Annotated in this window: 12 protein-coding genes, 1 tRNA gene and 1 pseudogene; 6 read left to right on the plus strand and 8 right to left on the minus strand. The window is 48.6% G+C overall.

All coding sequences use genetic code 11. From position 1 onward, the window contains the following. Positions 1–4: 4 nt before the first annotated feature. The 3 genes from Pr1d_RS05680 (at position 5) to Pr1d_RS05690 (ending at position 4,837) form a co-directional block, all read left to right on the plus strand. Positions 5–1,969 carry a sodium:solute symporter family transporter gene (locus Pr1d_RS05680; protein WP_148072626.1) on the plus strand — a complete coding sequence of 655 codons (1,965 nt, stop codon included), beginning with the start codon at positions 5–7 and terminating at the stop codon, positions 1,967–1,969. Between the two features lie 24 nt (positions 1,970–1,993). Then, the gene (locus tag Pr1d_RS05685) at positions 1,994–3,028 is read left to right on the plus strand and encodes a glycoside hydrolase family 130 protein (RefSeq protein WP_148072627.1); all 1,035 of its coding nucleotides are present in this window, start codon (positions 1,994–1,996) and stop codon (positions 3,026–3,028) included. A gap of 201 nt (positions 3,029–3,229) precedes the next feature. Continuing rightward, complete coding sequence (locus Pr1d_RS05690) at positions 3,230–4,837, plus strand: cellulase family glycosylhydrolase (protein WP_168205072.1); 1,608 nt, start codon at positions 3,230–3,232, stop codon at positions 4,835–4,837. Between the two features lie 51 nt (positions 4,838–4,888). Here Pr1d_RS05690 and Pr1d_RS05695 read toward each other — a convergent pair whose 3' ends face one another. Next, positions 4,889–6,127 carry a PQQ-dependent sugar dehydrogenase gene (locus Pr1d_RS05695; protein ID WP_148072629.1) on the minus strand — a complete coding sequence of 413 codons (1,239 nt, stop codon included), beginning with the start codon at positions 6,125–6,127 and terminating at the stop codon, positions 4,889–4,891. 231 nt (positions 6,128–6,358) lie between these two features. Between Pr1d_RS05695 and Pr1d_RS05700 the strand changes: the two genes are divergently transcribed. After that, positions 6,359–6,431 (plus strand) — tRNA-Lys (locus Pr1d_RS05700). Between the two features lie 287 nt (positions 6,432–6,718). Here Pr1d_RS05700 and Pr1d_RS26625 read toward each other — a convergent pair. From Pr1d_RS26625 to Pr1d_RS05715, 3 genes and pseudogenes are all read right to left on the minus strand, one after another. Continuing rightward, positions 6,719–7,297 (minus strand): annotated as a pseudogene (locus Pr1d_RS26625) (site-specific integrase); the annotation flags it as partial. A 308-nt stretch (positions 7,298–7,605) separates the two neighbouring features. Further along, entirely contained in the window at positions 7,606–8,829 is a 1,224-nt protein-coding gene (locus Pr1d_RS05710) for a PEP-CTERM sorting domain-containing protein (RefSeq protein WP_148072630.1), read from the minus strand. Between the two features lie 402 nt (positions 8,830–9,231). Then, positions 9,232–10,944 carry a sialidase family protein gene (locus Pr1d_RS05715; RefSeq protein WP_148072631.1) on the minus strand — a complete coding sequence of 571 codons (1,713 nt, stop codon included), beginning with the start codon at positions 10,942–10,944 and terminating at the stop codon, positions 9,232–9,234. A gap of 482 nt (positions 10,945–11,426) precedes the next feature. On the opposite strand from Pr1d_RS05715, the gene Pr1d_RS05720 reads away from it, so the two are divergent. Together Pr1d_RS05720 and Pr1d_RS05725 are read left to right on the plus strand one after the other, a co-directional pair. After that, positions 11,427–12,446, plus strand: a complete 1,020-nt coding sequence (locus Pr1d_RS05720; protein ID WP_148072632.1) for a dipeptide epimerase — start codon at positions 11,427–11,429, stop codon at positions 12,444–12,446. 50 nt (positions 12,447–12,496) lie between these two features. Beyond that, positions 12,497–13,876 carry an L-serine ammonia-lyase gene (locus Pr1d_RS05725; RefSeq protein ID WP_148072633.1) on the plus strand — a complete coding sequence of 460 codons (1,380 nt, stop codon included), beginning with the start codon at positions 12,497–12,499 and terminating at the stop codon, positions 13,874–13,876. Positions 13,877–14,042: 166 nt separating this feature from the next. On the opposite strand, the gene Pr1d_RS05730 is transcribed toward Pr1d_RS05725, so the two are convergent. From Pr1d_RS05730 to Pr1d_RS05745, 4 genes are all read right to left on the minus strand, one after another. Continuing rightward, the gene (locus Pr1d_RS05730) at positions 14,043–15,227 is read right to left on the minus strand and encodes a glycine C-acetyltransferase (RefSeq protein ID WP_148072634.1); all 1,185 of its coding nucleotides are present in this window, start codon (positions 15,225–15,227) and stop codon (positions 14,043–14,045) included. A 9-nt stretch (positions 15,228–15,236) separates the two neighbouring features. Continuing rightward, positions 15,237–16,265, minus strand: coding sequence for an L-threonine 3-dehydrogenase (tdh, locus tag Pr1d_RS05735; protein WP_148072635.1), 1,029 nt, complete (start codon positions 16,263–16,265; stop codon positions 15,237–15,239). Between the two features lie 394 nt (positions 16,266–16,659). After that, positions 16,660–17,136, minus strand: a complete 477-nt coding sequence (locus Pr1d_RS05740; RefSeq protein WP_148072636.1) for a hypothetical protein — start codon at positions 17,134–17,136, stop codon at positions 16,660–16,662. 70 nt (positions 17,137–17,206) lie between these two features. Further along, complete coding sequence (locus Pr1d_RS05745) at positions 17,207–18,394, minus strand: DUF819 family protein (protein ID WP_148072637.1); 1,188 nt, start codon at positions 18,392–18,394, stop codon at positions 17,207–17,209. Positions 18,395–18,440: the final 46 nt, after the last annotated feature.

The following is an 18,440-nucleotide window of genomic DNA, read 5'->3' on the forward strand; positions in this document are numbered from 1 at the left end:
ATCGATGAATTACCTAGATAGACCGGACTATATCGTAATCGGTGTCTATTTTGCTGCGATGATCTTGATCGGAATTGGATTGCAGCGGAAGGCATCGAAGAGTATGCAGTCCTATTTTCTGGCCGAGAAGCGATTGCCCTGGTGGATGCTGGGTGCATCGGGCATGGGCTATTCGTTTGATGTCGCTGGAACCATGCTGATCGTATCGCTCTTGTACATTCTCGGGCCACGTGGACTTTACATCGAATTCCGAGGCGGTGTTTCACTGGCACTAATTTGCCAAATGATTTGGACTGGAAAATGGCATTGGCGTTCAGGATGCATGACTCTTGCAGAATGGATGACTTTTCGTTTCGGCGAGACACGAACCTCGGATATTGCAAGATTGGCAACCGCGATCTCATTCATCGTCTTCACAGCAAGCATGATTATCTATCTTGCTGTGGGAACAGGATTATTCTTCTCTCTGTTCCTCCCACTCTCCCCTTTGCAATGTTCTGCCATTATCTTCGGGATTACCACCCTCTATACGGCTGCATCAGGCCTTTACGGAGTCGTGATAGGCGACCTCTTCCAATGTGGTTTAGTAATTGCTAGTTGTGTCATTCTGATAGTGGTCGCCGTGAGTGAAATTGGTAGTGTGACGGAGTTTCAGCAGTTGGTAGTGGATGTCACGAAAATGGAGACGTGGACCTTATCATTTCCTAACTACCACGAACCGAACATGCCTGCTGGCTACGAACAGTACAAGTATTTGCTTTCATACACTCTGTTTTTTCTCATATTGAACAAGTTGATTATTAACGGTTTCGGGACCGGTCATGAACCGCAATTTTTTGCAGCCCGCAACGAGCGAGATTGCGGCAAACTGGCCTGTCTGTGGTCGGTCTTAATGACGATGCGTTGGCCCATGATGATGTCTTGTGCAGTGTTGGGCGTCATAATGATCCATAAGACAATCCCAGATCAAAGTGTTTTGCCAGAAGCAGCAGCACTGATCCGAGAACATGTCGACACGACACCGGCTCATTGGCGCGAAACTATATCAGATTTGCAGCATAACTCTCGAGAGGTTCCTGCTGAACTTACAAGCGGTTTGAGTACTCTTCTTGGCTCCGACTGGTCAGATAAACTTTCACTGCTTACTTATCAAGGCACCGTCGACGCCGAACGCATCATGCCAAATGTATTGCTTACCTCAATACCCAGCGGGTTTCGTGGTGTCGTCCTGATCGCGCTCATGGCTGCTCTTATGTCGACTTTCGACATGACGATGAATAAATCGGCAGCAATGTTTACCAACGACATCTATCGCAGGTTTATCAGACCCGAGGCATCTATGCGCGAACTTCTCTTCGCGACGTACACCTTTTGCATTTTGTTAGTCGTAGTGTCATTCGTGCTCGCATATAAGGTGCCAAACATAAACATGATTTGGGGCTGGATTGCCATGGGATTATGGTCAGGAATTGGTATGCCGATTCTGTTACGTCTTTATTGGTGGCGATTCAATGCGACAGGTTTTGTTACAAGTATGATCGGTGGTTTGATTGCTGCACTTGCGGTGCTCATTGCAGATACTTTTTGGGGGTTCTCGCTTACGGAAGTACAGCAGTTTCTGGTACTTACTCCAATCAGCTTGGCGGCTGCAGTCGGTGGTACGTACTTATCAGCTCCGACGGATAAGAATACCCTCGAGCGTTTCTACCGAATTACGCGACCATTTGGCTTCTGGAAGCCATTAGAATCCGCTCTTGCAGATGATGAGCTGACTGAAATGAAACGGGAGCATTTCAATGATCTCATGTCCCTTCCCTTTGGACTTACTTGGATGGTCTCGATGTATTTGCTTCCGATGCAGTTGTTGATTCAACAATGGCTACCTGCAGCAATCACTGCATTCGTGTTCACTGTTAGCGTGGCTGGACTATATCACTATTGGTACAAGAATTTGCCGCAATCTTCCTAGGCAATCGAAATAGGAATTTTTTGAATGAGCGTAAAATGTCTCAAGCAGTTAAAGCTTAAACGTTTCGAACAGAACCCTATTCTCTCTCCAAATCCCATGCATGATTGGGAGAGCTTGGTCACAACCAACCCTGGCGCGTGGTATGATGAAGAAACTGGTAAGGTCATGCTGCTCTATCGAGCTGCAGGGAATGATGCGGAGCATGTTGTCCGCCTGGCCTTAGCAACGAGCGAGGACGGGTATCACTTTCAAAGGCACGATACCCCCTTTTTCTCTCCTAGCAAGGATGGTTTCGACGCAGGGTGTGTGGAGGATCCTCGCATTGTCAATCATGATGGCTGCTACTTAATCACCTATGCCACGCGCCCCTATCCGCCAGGCGAGTATTGGCTGTCACCGCGCAAACGTTGGCGTCCTCCACTAGTAAATCCCTGTTACCCTCATGCTTTTCGGACGAATTCAACGAGTACTGGATTGCTCATTACTCATGATTTTCGGACGTTCATCCGAGCGGGAAGAATTACTGATCCGACGCTCGATGACCGAGACGTAGTATTATTTCCTGAAAAGATTGGAGGAGAATACTACATGATGCACCGACCCATGGAGTGGGTGGGAGATGAATACGGCACTGTCTTCCCTAGCATCTGGATTGCGCACGGGGAAGATCTGCTCAAGCTCGGTAATAGTCAACTATTGGTTAGCGCCAAATACGATTGGGAGACGAAGATTGGAGGAAACACGCCTCCAATACTCACCGATGAAGGGTGGCTGACTATTTATCACGCAGTTGGGCCTGACGAACACTATCGATTAGGTGCTCTCTTATTAGATAGAGATGACCCCACACGCGTCTTGCATCGCACACCAAATTGGATTCTACAGCCTGAACTTGACTATGAAATTCACGGCCCTTATGAAGGTTGCGTATTCCCATGTGGAAAGGTAGTTCTCAATGGCATACTCTTCGTCTATTACGGCGGAGCAGACAAGTATGTAGCGTTGGCAACTTGTCCTTTGGATGAGATTATCGACCATTTACTCGCTTGCCCAGACTGACTATGGAGTTGGGAAACAATGTGGCGTATCCGAAACCGCTCTATCGTAACAAAAGATAAACGTGCCATTACTTTTTGTGCTCACAACTTGAGAAATCAATTGGAGTACCCGAGGTTTCCGTTATTTCTTTTATGTGTTGTTCTTCTGTTTCAGTATTCAAACCTCACGATCTTTGCACAGGACGCCAACAAAAGTGTCACTTTGCGCTTGCCGCAAGGTCAATTCGAGCGATGGTCACAATTGACCTTCGAGATCGAGTTTGACCTAGCTACCGAACAAACCAAACGCGATTTACTGGACTCGGCAAATGTTGAAGTGATCGCTATTGCCTCAAATGGTGAGAAGATTGTCCTTCCTGCATTTACAAATCAGAAAGACGAAGCGCGCGGTCTTTGGCATTGCAGATTTACTCCCCGAGAGGTTGGCAGTTACACCGCGTACGCTCTGCTGAACGGGGAAAGTAAAGCAGAGAGTGTACCAGTTGCGTTCAATGTTGTTGAAGGTTCTCGAAAGAGAGGGTTTCTGCGGGCTAATCAAAAAATGCCATACTTTATGCGATTTGACAATCAAGAATTGTTTCGCGGAATTGGCTTGAATATTGGATGGGAGCCCCGTCGACGTAGGCATGCTGAACATACTTACGATGTCTTGTTCCCCAAGCTTTCCGATCAAGGCATGAACACGGTCCGAACTTGGATGTGTCCCTGGAATATGCCCTTAGAATGGGACAGAGAATTGGGAGATCACAACCAGGATTCACTTAGACGGTTGGATGAATTGTTGGAGTTGGCAGAACTGAATGGCATCTACATAAATCTCGTACTAGGCTACCACGGAGAGTTGCAGACAGTTTCGGGTAGTTTTCCTGGCAACGATCGTTGGAAAGAGAATCCCTACAATTCCAAAAATGGTGGGCCTTGTAATACGCCGGAGGAGTTTTTCACGAACAAAGAAGCGATCACCTTGTACAAGCGAAAGCTGCGACATCTCGTAGCTAGAATTGCGTCACACCCTCATTTGCTTGCTTGGGAGTTTTGGAATGAAGTTGACCACATTCAGAATCGAGGACCGGTTTCCGGAGCCGCTCTAGTTGCTTGGCACAAGGAGATGGCCGAATACCTACATGAAATTGATCCATACGGCCACCCGATTACTACCAGCATCTCCGTCAAAGCACCGGACGGACTCTGGGAGATTGACGATATTGACCTGGTTATGCTCCATCCCTATGGAAAAACTGATGGACTGGTAAAACTTCTACGGCAGACCAACTCGAAGTTTGGCAAACCGGCAGTCGCTGGTGAATTCTCTTATTCCTGGAAGTCGGGAGATCGGAGTCAGGCGCAAAAGTTCAAGCGAGAACTACATCTTGGACTGTGGCGGGGAATGATGTCCCCGACACCCATTCTGCCTCTTACTTGGTGGTGGGAGTTTCACGATTCTCAAGGCGATTGGAAGCTGTACAAGCCTGTTGCAAAGTTTTTGGCTTGCATGACTGAATCAAACAGCAAGGATTGGAGCGACATTGCTATAACAGCCAGCCAGGAATCCATTGAGAGCCAATGTATCCGCATTAATGGCAGTCTATTTGTTTGGGTACACAATAAAGGGAGTTTGAAAGCCGCTGAATCCTCGATCTACTTCCATGAAGTACCCTCTGGAGATTATACGATGCGACTTTTCGATACGCTTTCCGGGGAGTTTCGTGAGTTGGAACAGGTTCAACTCGAAGAATCGAACGGCACCTCATCACTTTCTCTTCCGTCGATAGATCCTGGGCAGGATATGGCGTTGATTATTGAAAGGTGAATTCAATGCACGCGGATGTCCGACGTCAATTTGAAAATCCTCGATTGCCGGTTAATCGATCGAGATAAACTTCACAACGTCTCCATTTTGTGTTGTGAAATACATTTCTCCATCATCGTCCTCTCCAAAAGAAGTTATCGGCTTACCTCCTTTTAAAATCGTACGGTTTGCAGTGACTCGATCCGATGGTGCGTCATACCAGAGGGCCCAGATTTGACCGCTAACGTAGTCGCCATATACATACGCTCCTGACAAAGCAGGCACGGCCTTTCCACGGTATACGCTCCCGCCGGTTATAGATTTGCCAACACTATGGTTGTATACCCAAATAGGCTCGATGAGGTCTGATCTTGGACCGCTCCCGCTCCGATACCAATGAAAGTCGTGTTTCCCTTCGCGCAAACTCCAGCCGTAATTGCCACCCTTACGAATGATATTAATTTCCTCCCACTCATCTTGCCCCACATCAGCACCCCAGCATACTCCGCTGTCGCGATCGAATGACAATCGCCACACATTGCGGAGCCCTAACGCCCAGATTTCTTTTCGCGCATTTGGATGAGCGACAAACGGATTGTCTGGCGGAACTGCATAAGGTAGTCCCGACTCCTGTCGGTCAACATCAATTCGCAATACCTTGGCATACAGTTCCTGAAGGCTCTGCGCATAGTCATGGGGATCGCCAGCGGCGCCGCCATCTCCCACTACGATGTATAGATATCCATCCGGACCAAATACAACCGTACCACCGTTGTGGTTGTTATAGGGTTGCGGAATCTGCATCAATACTCGCTCACTCTCAGGGTCGCCGACATTTTTATCGCTTGAGGAAGTCGAGAAGACTGAAACAATGGTAAGATGGGGATTCTCGCTAGTTGGGAGTGCTGTGTAGCAAACAACGAATAGACCGTTTTCATTGAAGCGTGGATGAAAAGCCAAGCCAAGAAACCCTTCTTCATTATCCTCCGTCCGGAAATCGACTCGATCTCTTAGGTCCAGGAACAGCGGCGTTTGATTGACCATTCCTTCAGTTGGCACGATGTGAATGGTTCCTCGTTGCGTCGCCACAAACAGCCTCTTTGATCCGTCGCCTGCCCCCGTAGTAAGGACTGGTCGAACCTCTTGATGGAGGCCACTATCGACTCCCGTCAACCAATCTGGCCAGACTCCAGAGTCAACTACTTTCTCAATGCCAATGACCAATGGCCGCTCGTCTATCTCAGTTTGGGCGACAGCGAGATCGGCAAGAAACAGCAGTACAAGACAACAGGCAACTCTGGAACGTTTCATGCAACGATCCCTTTCAATGAAACTCAGGAATGAACGAATTGCAACTACTTGCACAGCGTAACCCAAGTTCGGTGCTTCTCAAAGTCGAATGGTCAAGGATTCCGTGAAAATGTCAGGCAGTCCGCGCGGCAAGTCGAGCTCACCGGGGCCTTAAGAATCCAAGAAAACCCCGAGATATCGAGGGGTAGATACGGGTCCATGCCATCTAGTACAATGCCCTGCTCGCCTTAGGCTCCCCTAGCTCAATTGGCAGAGCAACTGACTCTTAATCAGTAGGTTGTTGGTTCGATTCCAACGGGGAGCACTTTCGCTAGTCGTCGCATCGACTTGCACTCTGTCGCCTAAGTCTGCAATCTGCAAGGGCTTGTGCGTTTTCTCTTTCTCCCTTTCTGATGTCACGTTGTTGCAAGGCTTCGTACTTCGTTGCACACTTTCGCGCCCCAACTGCTGCGCCACAAGCTGCGCTTTGTCCGAGCCTGTTGTTGGCTCATCGTCCGTGCCTGTTGCCCTTAGCTCCTGTTCAGGCTGGATCTGCAAAGAGCCAAGCCTTGCCACCGCGTCAGCATCTTGGCCGGGAAAGAGATGACCGTAGGTGTCCATGGTCAACGTGATGGTCGAATGACGCATGATCGATTGAACGGCCTTCGGATGAGCCCCTGTCATGGCCAGCCAGGCCCCACAAGTGTGCCTCAAGCTGTGGAAGTCAAACGATTCCCCATTGTTGTTGGTGTCTCTTAGAAAGTCGCTCTGCTCGCGTCTCACGTACTCGTCGGCATCCTTGATGGCCGCCTTGATCCAGGCCCTACGAGCAGCATCTAGGTCTTCTCGCAGCATCCTGGCGAGATCAGTCTTGGCCGGAAGCTCGAAGACTGAGGTCAGAGTCATCTTCGTGGTGATAAAGGTCTTCAGCGAGGACGCCAGGTCAGCCTGAATGTACTGGGTAGCCTTCTTGCGACTCTTGGTGGAGCCGGCCTCGCAGGTTATGAAGGGTGGATTCGAGTTGAGGAACAGACTGCCGCGAGTGAGGCTGCGGAGTTCGTTGGATCGCAGCCCCGTTTCGATGGCTGTGCTATACAGCAGTGCCCTTTCGGATGGAGCCATCGCATATCTTACTGGTCCCTGTAGAGTACCATCCTCCAGATAGGGCCATTCAGCAGGGAGCACTGGCATATCGACGAATGCGTTATCGAGAGTTGCACCATCGTTATGACTACGCCCAATTCTGAAGTGCAGGCGGTTGGCCCTCAAGCTGGCCTCGGGTGCCGGCAAGTTGCTTACGCATTATAATTCGTGGCGAGCGTTCTTGTGAAGGTGGGATTGTCTCTGCATTCTACGTCGAACTCGTGGCAAGATGTTTAAGACGTGCAGAGGTCCGGATTGCCGAAATCAGCGTCGAAATAGTTGAAAGGCTATGGCAATAGTTAAGACACCCCGATGATGCGAGCACCACCGGGGTGTCTATACCTCTTACATTTAATCTAGCATTGGAGAGTGAACCTTCGCGAACGACCGTACCCAACAGCTCCAAATGCTATGATAGAAAGAACTGCAGATGTCGGCTCAGGCACAGGTGCAAAATCCAGCCGCACGTTGTCGAAGAGGTAGGTGGCTCCGGCTTCCTGGCCATCTGCAACCATCACCAATCGCAGATCTCGCCCGATATCCGCCGATCCAGCTGGAATAGTAAGGCTAACAGAAACGTCTGTAAACGAAGTGCTGTTGGCCGATCCAACTGGAAAGATATTCTCACTCAACAATGAGGTGCCACCGCCAACTGCTTCAAAGTTCAACTTAAACGGGGTTGAGGTCGGTTCGGAGCCGGAATCATAGGCAACCCCGATCGTCCAAGTGTAAGTTCCCTCGGCAATTGTGGTCACGTCTTGGAAGAGTGCTCCAAAGCCCCCGCCGGAGTTTCGCAAGGCAATAAACCCTAATTGATCGCCCACCTGATTTGGTAGTGCTGGTGCAAGGGGCTTATATTCACCAGCGCTGTTCCCTAAGCTGGCAGGTCTTTGCCAAGCTAGAGGATCAAATAAATGCTGCCCTACGACAACAGGTTCCGGAGTTCCCGCTGGAGGAGTATAGTCCATTCGGACATTGTCAAGGTTATAGGTCGCTCGTGAATTGGCAGGAACACTTCCGGCATCTTGCCCTTCTACCAATAAGACAGGCCGCAAGTATTGACCAATGTTAGCTGATCCGTTCGGGATTGTTACCGTTGCCGTCGCGCTTGTTAAATCGGTACTGTTGAATGATCCTACCAAGAAATCGTTGGTTCCCAGAAACGCAAAAGGACCGAAGTCAACCGCTTCAAAGTTGATTTTAAAAGGTACGGTAGTCGGCTCAGCACCCGGTTCGCGGGCAACGTCGACTGTCACTGAGTATGTTCCCTCTTGTATTCGCGTCACATCTTGAAAGAAAGCCGCACCGCCAGCCTGTGTCCCACTGACCGATAAAAATCCAACGTTGTTCCCATCCTGGCTAGGAAAAGGAGGGGCGGGTGAATAAGTGCCGACATCCCCACCAGACCAAGCTGCTAAACCCCAACTACCACGACCATCAGTGGGAGCACTGGTTGCAGGCAAGGTAGGCGAATCAAACAATGCATTGTTCACCGGAATGTCGATCGCAAATGCATCGCCTGTTACCATTGCAGCGCCACAAATCATGGCTACTGCAAATGCTAGTTGTCTCATTTTCATTAGAACACACCTCGCTTCAAGAAAAGGGAAAGTAAACTCCGAGATCAAAAGTGATCACAACAAAAAAGTCAAGATAAAGTGATTTCCTTAAAACTTAAGGATTCGACTCACAGAACGTACTCCACGCAATACTCACAAGATGTCGTTTTGCTCACGACTTCCCACGTGCATCTCTTTCCCATATTTCCATGCGATGCAAGCTCCAACAAGGAGATTGTTTGTCTGGCAGGGTAATGTATTTTTGCGGCAAATGAAGAAAATACAGGCGTTTTGAGAGCTGGGGCAGTCTCGTTGAGGGCGAATCAGAATCAGATAGGTCAATAAAATCGGAGAATATCACCACAAGAGCTTGGCGTCAGCACATGAAGATAGCTGCGATTCGCCTCAATTGAACCAGTCCCGTCAATACCAAGCCAACAATCGAAAGTCCTTAATCCGATGAAATGTTGATAAATCAGCATCGTGGAAGTGACCTGATTCTCGTGCCGTTCGCGAAAGGATGACGATGTCATCTCCATCAATTAGCATGGAGGGATACATAAACGATTGGCCAGGGGTAGGTGCAAAAGCCACGCAGCCGGCAGGCAACCAATTTAGCCCATCATGGCCAAAGTAAAGCATGAGATACCTTCTGTCCGGAGCTTCTTCTCCCAAAGGTCCCATGGCTAGGTTACATGCCATCCAGAAAAGATTCGTCTTTGAATCGTGAAGAATGGCGAACTTGCTTTGCGCACCCGGCCAAGGATAATGTTGATCATACGATAGAGTGAGTTGACCATTTTTGTCCTCTAGATCAAATAAGGTTGCGATTGCAGGTGTTCCTCCTGGATTTGGGTTCACTCGAGCCGCGATGCGAATTTGATCGTCGACGAGCATTAGGTTTCCTTCAAGATTCCAGTCGCGAAAGCGACTTTTCTCTTTCTGCGAAGCATAGCGTTTTGTACCAGTGGGACGAAACTCTGGCGGCGTCATCACAGGTTCGAGAAAATTTGAGACCCTCCAAGCTTTAGGATCAAGGAGATCCATAGATAGATCTCCAGCGATTGCCACGGTGCCCTGATGATTCTTGTCGAGAACCCAGTAGAGATTTTCATCTTTTTCGACGAAGTTTGTTTGACAGTTCCAAAAAGGACCTTCCATGACTTTAACAGCTTCGGTCCAGCTCTCACCGTTGTCACTGCTACACATATAATAAACATCTTGATGTTGCTTCGGTTGGGTAAATAAATAGAGCTTGTCTTGTGCCAAGAATGGAGTTGCTTCGGCGTACGGCAGATCGGGCATTCGCTCCCAAGTCTTACCTCCATTTTTGCTCTTGGTGACTATAATATATCCACCTTCTTTTTTTCCTACCCGTGAGGGACGTTTCCAACAAGGACTGAACGCGATGAATTCACCATTAGGAAGCTGAATAAACCCTGGGTCGTGGATAAAGTATCTGAGGCTGGGTACTTCGGCGGCGATGGTATAGTGCTGTGCCAGCGGAGGATCAAATGGTGAACCTTGACGTCTGGAAACTGCTCCAACACTTCCAGAGATCATAGGAGTTTCCGCAATGATAATGCACCACTTTCCCTTGCTGATGGGTACTGGTTGCGTTTCACTGCTGGGATGCGACTTGAGGACTACCTTAGGCGAAGGTAAATCAATTCGCTCGTCCTTTTCTACATGTTTTGCATATACATTGCAGAGTAGACCATCCCATTGCTCGCCAAAGGGGGCGAATTCAGCGATTCCTTTGACTAAACGAAATCCACGCCTCTCCAGTTCAGGTACTTGGCTGAACGATTGCAAACGCCTTATCGGGGTAATGGCATAAACCAGTCCCGGTTTTGTGCAAACCTTGCGTGTTCCGATGAAATTGGTGCGGATAAAATCTTTACCTATGAGTTCTTTCGGGAGATCGGTAAAGACAAAATCTGTATCAAGGAATGCCATTACACCAAGCTGAAGACTTTCTGTTTTCCACTCGAGTGGCAATAGCTCAGCAAAGTTATCATCTTGCAAGTCGTTAGCCTGAACAGTGACCGGAATGCCTATGAAAGCTATCGAGGCAACTAGTACTGATAGCTCGCGTACGAAGTAGAGGCGTGTACGTTTCGAGAAAGCTAACATTGAACTCTTACTGACTGTGATCGTGCAAAGGGCACAAGGCTGCTGGGTTAAGTGCAGTCCACTCAAGGAGGAAGGATTATAAGTTGAAGGGGCCTCAACAGAGCCTGTCCCAGCGTTCATGCTCGGCCCGACTCAACCGACATTTCCCCACAGTCTTTCACGCAAGGTTTTCACTAACAAGGAGTATTTGCATCTCTTACAGGGAGAGTTTTTAGCTAATCACATGCTAGATACTGCCTGCTTAGTTATCCTTATGGGACTAAGTATCTGGACGCATGAATCTTAAGTTTTTATTTGAGTGTATGAGATCGCAAGTCATTTTCGCTCATGGGAGTTGCAAGTAGTTACAATACCTGCAACTTGAGAGATCAAGCCTTTCCGTTCAAGTCGGGCGAGACCGCTTGGACCAACTGCGAGTTATTCGGAGAAAAGGCATAAGTTCACATTCGGCCACTAATTGGTTGTCGAGCGGAGATATTAGCATGAAACTACTACTTCACGAAATATCAGTCCCTCTTCTCAAGCCGTTTAAGATCTCTCGGGGCACTGTGAATGAACAAACAATCTTGATTGTCGAACTCCAGAAAGACGGCCAGAGTGGGTTCGGCGAAGTCGGTGAAAACGGCTATTACGGCCATTCACTGGAAACCATGACAGAATCCATTCTTCGTGTCACATCTCGCGTAGAATCAACTTGCCTGTCCTCGGGCGATGCCGTTTGGGAAGCTGTCAATGAGCAGCTTTCCTCTGACCGATTTGCACTCTCTGCCTTGGATATGGCTGCACAAGATCTTTTTGCTAAACTCCACGGTCGCCCCTGTTATCAAGAATGGGGTTTGCAATGGACGAGCTTACCTGAATCCAGTTTTACAATCAGTATCGGCACTCCGGAGGAAATGGTACTCCAACTCAAGGAACAACCTGGTTGGAGGATCTACAAAATCAAACTAGGGGTGCCTGACGATATTGAGATCGTTCGTGCTTTGCGACTCCATACGGATGCGGTGCTGCGTGTCGACGCTAATTGTGCATGGACTGTACAAGAAGCTATCACAAAATCCATCGTTCTTAAAGATCTCGGTGTCGAGTTTATCGAGCAACCACTACCTCGGGAATCAACAAAGGAAGAGCAAGAACTGGTCTACCGAGAATCTGCATTGCCGATCATCGCCGATGAGAGTTGTTGCCTCCCTAGAGATGTCGAACGTTGTGCCGGAGCCTTTCACGGGATCAATGTGAAATTGTGTAAATGTGGCGGGCCAACTCCCGCCCTTGCGATGCTCAAGCAAGCGCGCTCACTAGGCTTACACACAATGATAGGCTGCATGCTCGAGACTTCAATTGGCATTTCGGCGGCTGCCCAATTACTGCCTTTGTTAGATTACGCCGATCTTGATGGAGCGATTCTTTTAGGCAATGACCCCGCAGAAGGTGTAACAATTGATAGAGGCGTCGTGTCTTTGGCGAATCGTCCTGGATGTGGCGGTCGTTTGAAGCAGTAAACACGTGTCATCCAAACAATTTCCGAACGACAATACAGAGGCACACTCCTATGGCAATTAGTGTTCTAGATTTATTTACAATCGGTATCGGCCCCTCTAGCTCACACTCAATCGGCCCCATGCGAGCCGCTGGGAATTTCCTCGAGCGGATTCGTGATGCCGGCAAACTGGAACAATGTGGAAGAGTAGTAGTGCGCCTCTTCGGCTCACTCGCGCTGACTGGCAAGGGGCACGGCACTGACACGGCGATACTTCTCGGACTAGAGGGTGCGATACCAGAAAAGGTGAATCCTGATGATATTGAATCTCAGATTCAATCGATCCGCACTAAAAAGAAATGTTGCTTGCCTGGAGGCCCCACGATTTCTTTTGATGAAGGAGTTGATCTGCTGTTTCTAAGAAAGGAGACATTGCCATTTCATCCGAACGGCATGCAGTTCACAGCCTACGATTCAATTGGTGAGATTCTGATAGACTACACATGCTATTCGATTGGTGGTGGATTCGTAGTTGATGAATCTGACGCTGCCCAAGACCAGTTGTCTTCGGATAAAGCAGTGCAGCCTTTCTTATTCCGCACGGGCAATGACTTGTTGCGATTGGCTGCCGAAAACGGAAAATCCATTAGCGATATGATGCTTGCTAATGAGAGTATCTGGCGTAGTGAAGCCGAGACTTGCTCAAACCTGCTAGATATTTGGACTGTCATGAAGCAGTGCGTTGAGCGTGGATGTCGACAAGAAGGGACGCTACCCGGCGGTCTGAAGGTTCAACGTCGAGCTGCAGAAGTGTTCCGAACTCTTTCCAACCGAGACGAGCAGAACTTCCGCAACCCGCTTGCGGTGCTTGACTGGGTCAATCTATTTGCTCTGGCCGTTAGTGAAGAGAATGCTGCAGGCAGCCGTGTGGTAACTGCACCAACGAATGGAGCGGCAGGTGTCATTCCTTCAGTTTTGCATTACTACACTCGCTTCATACCCGAGGCGAACGATGATGGGGTGATTCGATTCCTGCTTACTGCTGGAGCCATCGGAATACTGTATAAGGTCAACGCTTCTATCTCAGGTGCGGAGGTTGGCTGTCAGGGGGAGATTGGGGTAGCATGCTCAATGGCAGCAGGTGCTCTCACTGAGGTATTGGGCGGCACGGTTCCTCAAGTGGAAATGGCAGCGGAAATCGGCATGGAACACAACCTCGGATTGACTTGTGATCCGATTGGCGGACTAGTGCAAGTACCTTGCATAGAAAGATGTGCCATGGCGGCTGTCAAGGCAATAAATGCATCAACCATGGCCCTCAACAGCGACGGTTCACACCATGTCTCTTTGGATCGAGTGATTAAAACGATGCGTGAAACTGGTCGCGATATGCTCTCGAAATACAAGGAGACTTCCCGAGGTGGATTAGCAGTTGCAGTTACAGAATGCTGAAATACTACAGGTATACGGAACGGTGTGCAGCAACCACATTCTGATATCAGAGCCAGCGGATGATTGGTTATCTGAAATGACAGTTCGCAAGATGTCAATCTTCTTTCGCAGTCCGCGTAATATGCAGAAGAAGAAGTCACAAATGTGATTTCGCTTCGTTAGTCCACTAGCTTTGCACTTTGGCTCTTGCTCGTACGAATTGTTCTACTGCAAACTGCAAATCGTTTTCGCTATGTGCAGCAGAGACTTGTATTCGAATTCGGGCCTTTCCTTTCGGTACGACTGGGTATGAGAACCCTATTACGTAGACCCCCAGGTTTAGAAGCTCAGTTGCCATTTGAGTCGCCAGCTTGGCGTCACCAAGCATTATCGGAATGATCGGATGCTGACCGGATAGTATATCAAAGCCTCGCTTGGCCATCTCCGAGCGAAACAGATTGGTGTTATTTCTTAGTTTTTCACGGAGTTGATTTGAGCAACCTGCGATTTCCAACGCTTTGATAGCACCACCTACGACAGGTGGAGCAACGCTGTTTGAGAAAAGATAGGGCCGGGATCGTTGACGCAAGAACTCAATGATTTCTCGTTTTCCACTAGTGTAGCCACCGCTAGCTCCCCCGAGGGCCTTACCCAGAGTACCAGTTGTGATGTCGATGCGATCCACAACTCCGCAGTGTTCGTGCGTTCCGCGCCCGTTCGGACCCCAAAAACCCACCGCGTGGCAGTCATCAAAATGAACCAGAGCGTTAAACTCGTCGGCTAGTTCACAGATATGATCTAGCTTGGCGATACTGCCATCCATGGAGAATACCCCATCAGTGGTGATGAGCTTGGTACGCGCGCCAATTGCATCGGCTGCTTGAAGTTGCTCGCGCAGGTCCTGCATGTTACCTGTCAGATATCGAAAACGCCTCGCTTTACATAGCCGCACACCATCAATTATCGAAGCATGATTGAGTTCGTCACTAATGATCGCATCTTCGTCGGTGAGTAACGTCTCAAATAACCCAGCATTAGCATCGAAACATGAGGAATACAGAATGGTATCTTGTGTGCCAAGGAACTGGCTAAGTGATTTCTCCAATTCTTCATGGCATGATTGTGTGCCACAAATAAAGCGTACCGAAGCTAGGCCGTATCCCCATCTATCAAGTGCCTCATGTGCCGCCTTTACGACTTCAGGATGATTTGCCAATCCTAAATAATTGTTTGCACAGAGATTCAACTTTTCACCAGCAGTAACTTGAACTCGCGCGTTCTGCGCCGACCTCAGGTGACGTTCTTCCTTATAGAGGCCTGCTTTGCGAGTTTCAGCCAGTTGCAATTCGATTCGTTCTATAAAAGTACTCATGTAATATCCCTATGAAGTCCAGTCGAGAACGACTTTTCCCGACTCTCCAGCTCGCATCGCCTCGAAGCCCGTTTCGTACTCAGTGTAGTGCAAGCGATGAGTAATGACGGGTTGAATATCGAGTCCACTTTGAATCATTACTGTCATTTTGTACCAGGTTTCATACATTTCACGGCCATATATGCCTTTTATGGTGAGCATGTTGAATACAACCTGATTCCAGTCAATAGCCGTATCTTCTTCGGGAATTCCTAGTAACGCGATCTTTCCCCCATGACACATGTTCGAGAGAATATCGCAAAATGCGGAAGAATTGCCTGACATCTCTAGTCCTACGTCAAATCCCTCGTGCATATCGAGCTCTCGTTGTACTTCGGTTAGCATTGTTGATCGAACGTCGACGGCCCGACTGACACCCATCTTTGTCGCCAACTCCAATCGATATGAATTTACATCCGTAATCACTACATGTCGCGCACCAGCATGCCTTACAATGGCTGCTGCCATGATCCCAATTGGCCCGGCTCCGGTGATGATCACGTCTTCGCCCAGCACTGGGAACGATAGGGCAGTATGGACTGCGTTCCCAAACGGATCGAAGATCGATGCAATTTCGAGATTGACTCCTTCTGCGTGATGCCAAACATTGGTCATTGGCAAGCTGATGTACTCACAAAATGCTCCGGCGCGTGTGACCCCAACGCCCTGTGTATCCCTGCAAAGATGCCTTCGCCCTGCCATGCAATTACGACAGCGTCCACAAACAACGTGCCCTTCGCCGCTGACGACATCCCCAGAATGAAAATCTTTGACGTTTGCACCGACCTCAACGATCTCTCCAACAAACTCATGCCCGACAACTAAACCAACCGGTACTGTTTGTTGAGCCCATTTATCCCAGTTATATATGTGCAGGTCAGTACCGCAGATGCCCGTTTTCTGAACACGGATTAGCACATCGTTTATGCCAATTTTCGGTTCAGGGACGTCAACAAGCCATAGTCCAGCCTCTGTTTTCCGTTTGACGAGAGCTTTCATATTAATAATGAGGTAAATCGAAGTGTGATACAACCTGACACAATATCTCAGCAGATGATCATCCACTTCGATAACAAACGCTTAGGTAATCTACATGTCCCCTAAATCAGTTTCAATTACTAGCAACAATTGTCAACGAACTGCAAGCGTTAGCATCGGATTAAATTGCAAAAGAAAAAGTATCAAGAAGTGGTTTCCGTATTCCTGAAAACTCGTCCGAATAGGTAGTGTCTGTCAAGACGCGCACCTTCGTTTCTAGGGTTAACTCTGTTGGTAGGGCCACCCCCAACTCCCTAGCAGCGTAGCTGCAATGGTGCGCTTGGGCGGGCGCGCCCGTCAAAAGTAGGCCACCTCATTGGTTCCAGTAGTGGCAGTAGTTTGTGTGTCCATGTTCTTAGGGAGTTCTTGCTTGTGTCAGCATTATCACTTCCTTTGCTCCAGGATTTTCTTTTAGTAACGACTTGGGGAGCATGACGCCACCGAAGGAATAGGCGTCGGCATGTATACCTTCTTGGTGACATTGCTCTGCGAACAGTGTCGTATCAGTCATCAGATCCGCTTCCAACTCCAATTCTCCTCCATTGCAGCAGTGCATTATGATAGAATTGACTCCTAAGGCCTTGAGCCATTGGATCATTTCTAGACTTTGTCCTAGCTCCCAGAAAGACTTTTGCTCGTCCGTAGGGAAATACCCCGAACTGGCATCACGTCGAACTCGGAAGGGCAACGGTTCCCAACTGCCAGCCATCACCAAGCCTTCACTTGAAAGCCAATCTGGCCTCTTGTTTCCGTTTAAGATGAACTGCTCCGCAAGACAAGAGTTAAAGAAACCCAACAGCAATATTGTGGATATTGCGAAATACGTACACATGACTCATATAATTTCGGTCTATAGATCTCAAGTAATGGTGTTCCGTCGAGCCTGGCTGCGCAGTGTCAATCTACACAATCTTCAGCATTAGCTCGCCAACAAGCACGCCTAAAAACGTACCAACAACATACCCCCAAATTCCGACGAGTAAGGCGGGGACAATTAGGTTCGTCCAGCCCTTGGCGATAGCCAAAGCCACAGCCGTTGGCGGCCCTCCCAGTGTTGCACTGACACAGATCAGTAACTCTTCCAAGTCGATCTTGAGAAGCTTTCCCAGTATCAGGGTGACCGTGAGGTTGGTTAACGCCATGATGAGGCAAAACAAGAAAAGCAGAGGAACATTCCTAAGTACCGTTAAAATGTCTGCTGGCAAACCGATCGCGAAAAGGAATACGTACAACATGAAACTACCAAGCTCATCGGCACCATTTATCTTTTCTAGCAGACGATGAAAACATGTAGCCACTAGCATCGAAAAGAAGGTAACTAGCACAAACATGTTGCCAAATATAGAAGTGGCTATAGAAGGATTGAAATTGCTCACCACGATACGGTGTAGTTGGTGGGCGCAAGCAACGACAGACAAGGCTATTGCAAAGCATTTGGCAATATCTAGTAGACCAATTGGTTTTGGTTGCCAATGTTCCGAGGCTGTTGTTCCGATGCTTTGATCATTTGATTCTGACGAATGTGGAGCGGGATAGTAACGTCGAAACCATGAACTTCCCGCAATAGCCAAAAGAACCAAAATCATTCCTGCCATTATAAAGTTGTCGGCAACCAACAGAGGGTTTGTGAGATTCTCACTTACGCCAAACGACTCTCGTACCGCGAAAAAATTTACTCCTCCTCCGCTATAACTGGCTGTCATTATCCCAGCTATCTCAGCAATATGGTCGATATTTCCTTGCAAAAGCACGGTCGCTAGTGCAGCGCCGAGCACCGTACCTAGGATGCTGATGTGGAAAGCGACGAACATCCATCCGGTTTGTTCGGCAATTTGGAACAGGTTGGCACGTAACAAGAGCAGAGGGATGGCCAACGGAACAAGAAAGTCACCTACAAATGCATAGCTGGGGGCTTCAGTCGGCATGACACCTATATTTGAGAGCACCATAGCGAGCACCAGCGCAAGGACAGGACCACTCAGCTTGGCAGCCCACTTGTAGGACTGCTCCAGCCAAATTGCAGTCGTTGTGCCAACAATGATTACTGCCCAGAGAGCCCATGTGTTGTCCGGACTAATGAGAGAATTCATAGGTATAGTGTTCTGACTAATCCAGAGACATGCGTGGTAAGAATGT

Origin of the sequence: Bythopirellula goksoeyrii, assembly GCF_008065115.1 — a bacterium.
Classification (GTDB): domain Bacteria; phylum Planctomycetota; class Planctomycetia; order Pirellulales; family Lacipirellulaceae; genus Bythopirellula; species Bythopirellula goksoeyrii.

Bases quoted from the DNA above. Each gene is read 5' to 3' on its own strand.
- tdh (WP_148072635.1), bottom strand. From the start codon at position 16,265: ATGAAAGCTCTCGTCAAACGGAAAACAGAGGCTGGACTATGGCTTGTT.
- Pr1d_RS05685 (WP_148072627.1), top strand. From the start codon at position 1,994: ATGAGCGTAAAATGTCTCAAGCAGTTAAAGCTTAAACGTTTCGAACAG.
- Pr1d_RS05740 (WP_148072636.1), bottom strand. From the start codon at position 17,136: ATGTGTACGTATTTCGCAATATCCACAATATTGCTGTTGGGTTTCTTT.
- Pr1d_RS05720 (WP_148072632.1), top strand. From the start codon at position 11,427: ATGAAACTACTACTTCACGAAATATCAGTCCCTCTTCTCAAGCCGTTT.
- Pr1d_RS05710 (WP_148072630.1), bottom strand. From the start codon at position 8,829: ATGAAAATGAGACAACTAGCATTTGCAGTAGCCATGATTTGTGGCGCT.
- Pr1d_RS05695 (WP_148072629.1), bottom strand. From the start codon at position 6,127: ATGAAACGTTCCAGAGTTGCCTGTTGTCTTGTACTGCTGTTTCTTGCC.
- Pr1d_RS05725 (WP_148072633.1), top strand. From the start codon at position 12,497: ATGGCAATTAGTGTTCTAGATTTATTTACAATCGGTATCGGCCCCTCT.
- Pr1d_RS05715 (WP_148072631.1), bottom strand. From the start codon at position 10,944: ATGTTAGCTTTCTCGAAACGTACACGCCTCTACTTCGTACGCGAGCTA.
- Pr1d_RS05730 (WP_148072634.1), bottom strand. From the start codon at position 15,227: ATGAGTACTTTTATAGAACGAATCGAATTGCAACTGGCTGAAACTCGC.
- Pr1d_RS05745 (WP_148072637.1), bottom strand. From the start codon at position 18,394: ATGAATTCTCTCATTAGTCCGGACAACACATGGGCTCTCTGGGCAGTA.
- Pr1d_RS05680 (WP_148072626.1), top strand. From the start codon at position 5: ATGAATTACCTAGATAGACCGGACTATATCGTAATCGGTGTCTATTTT.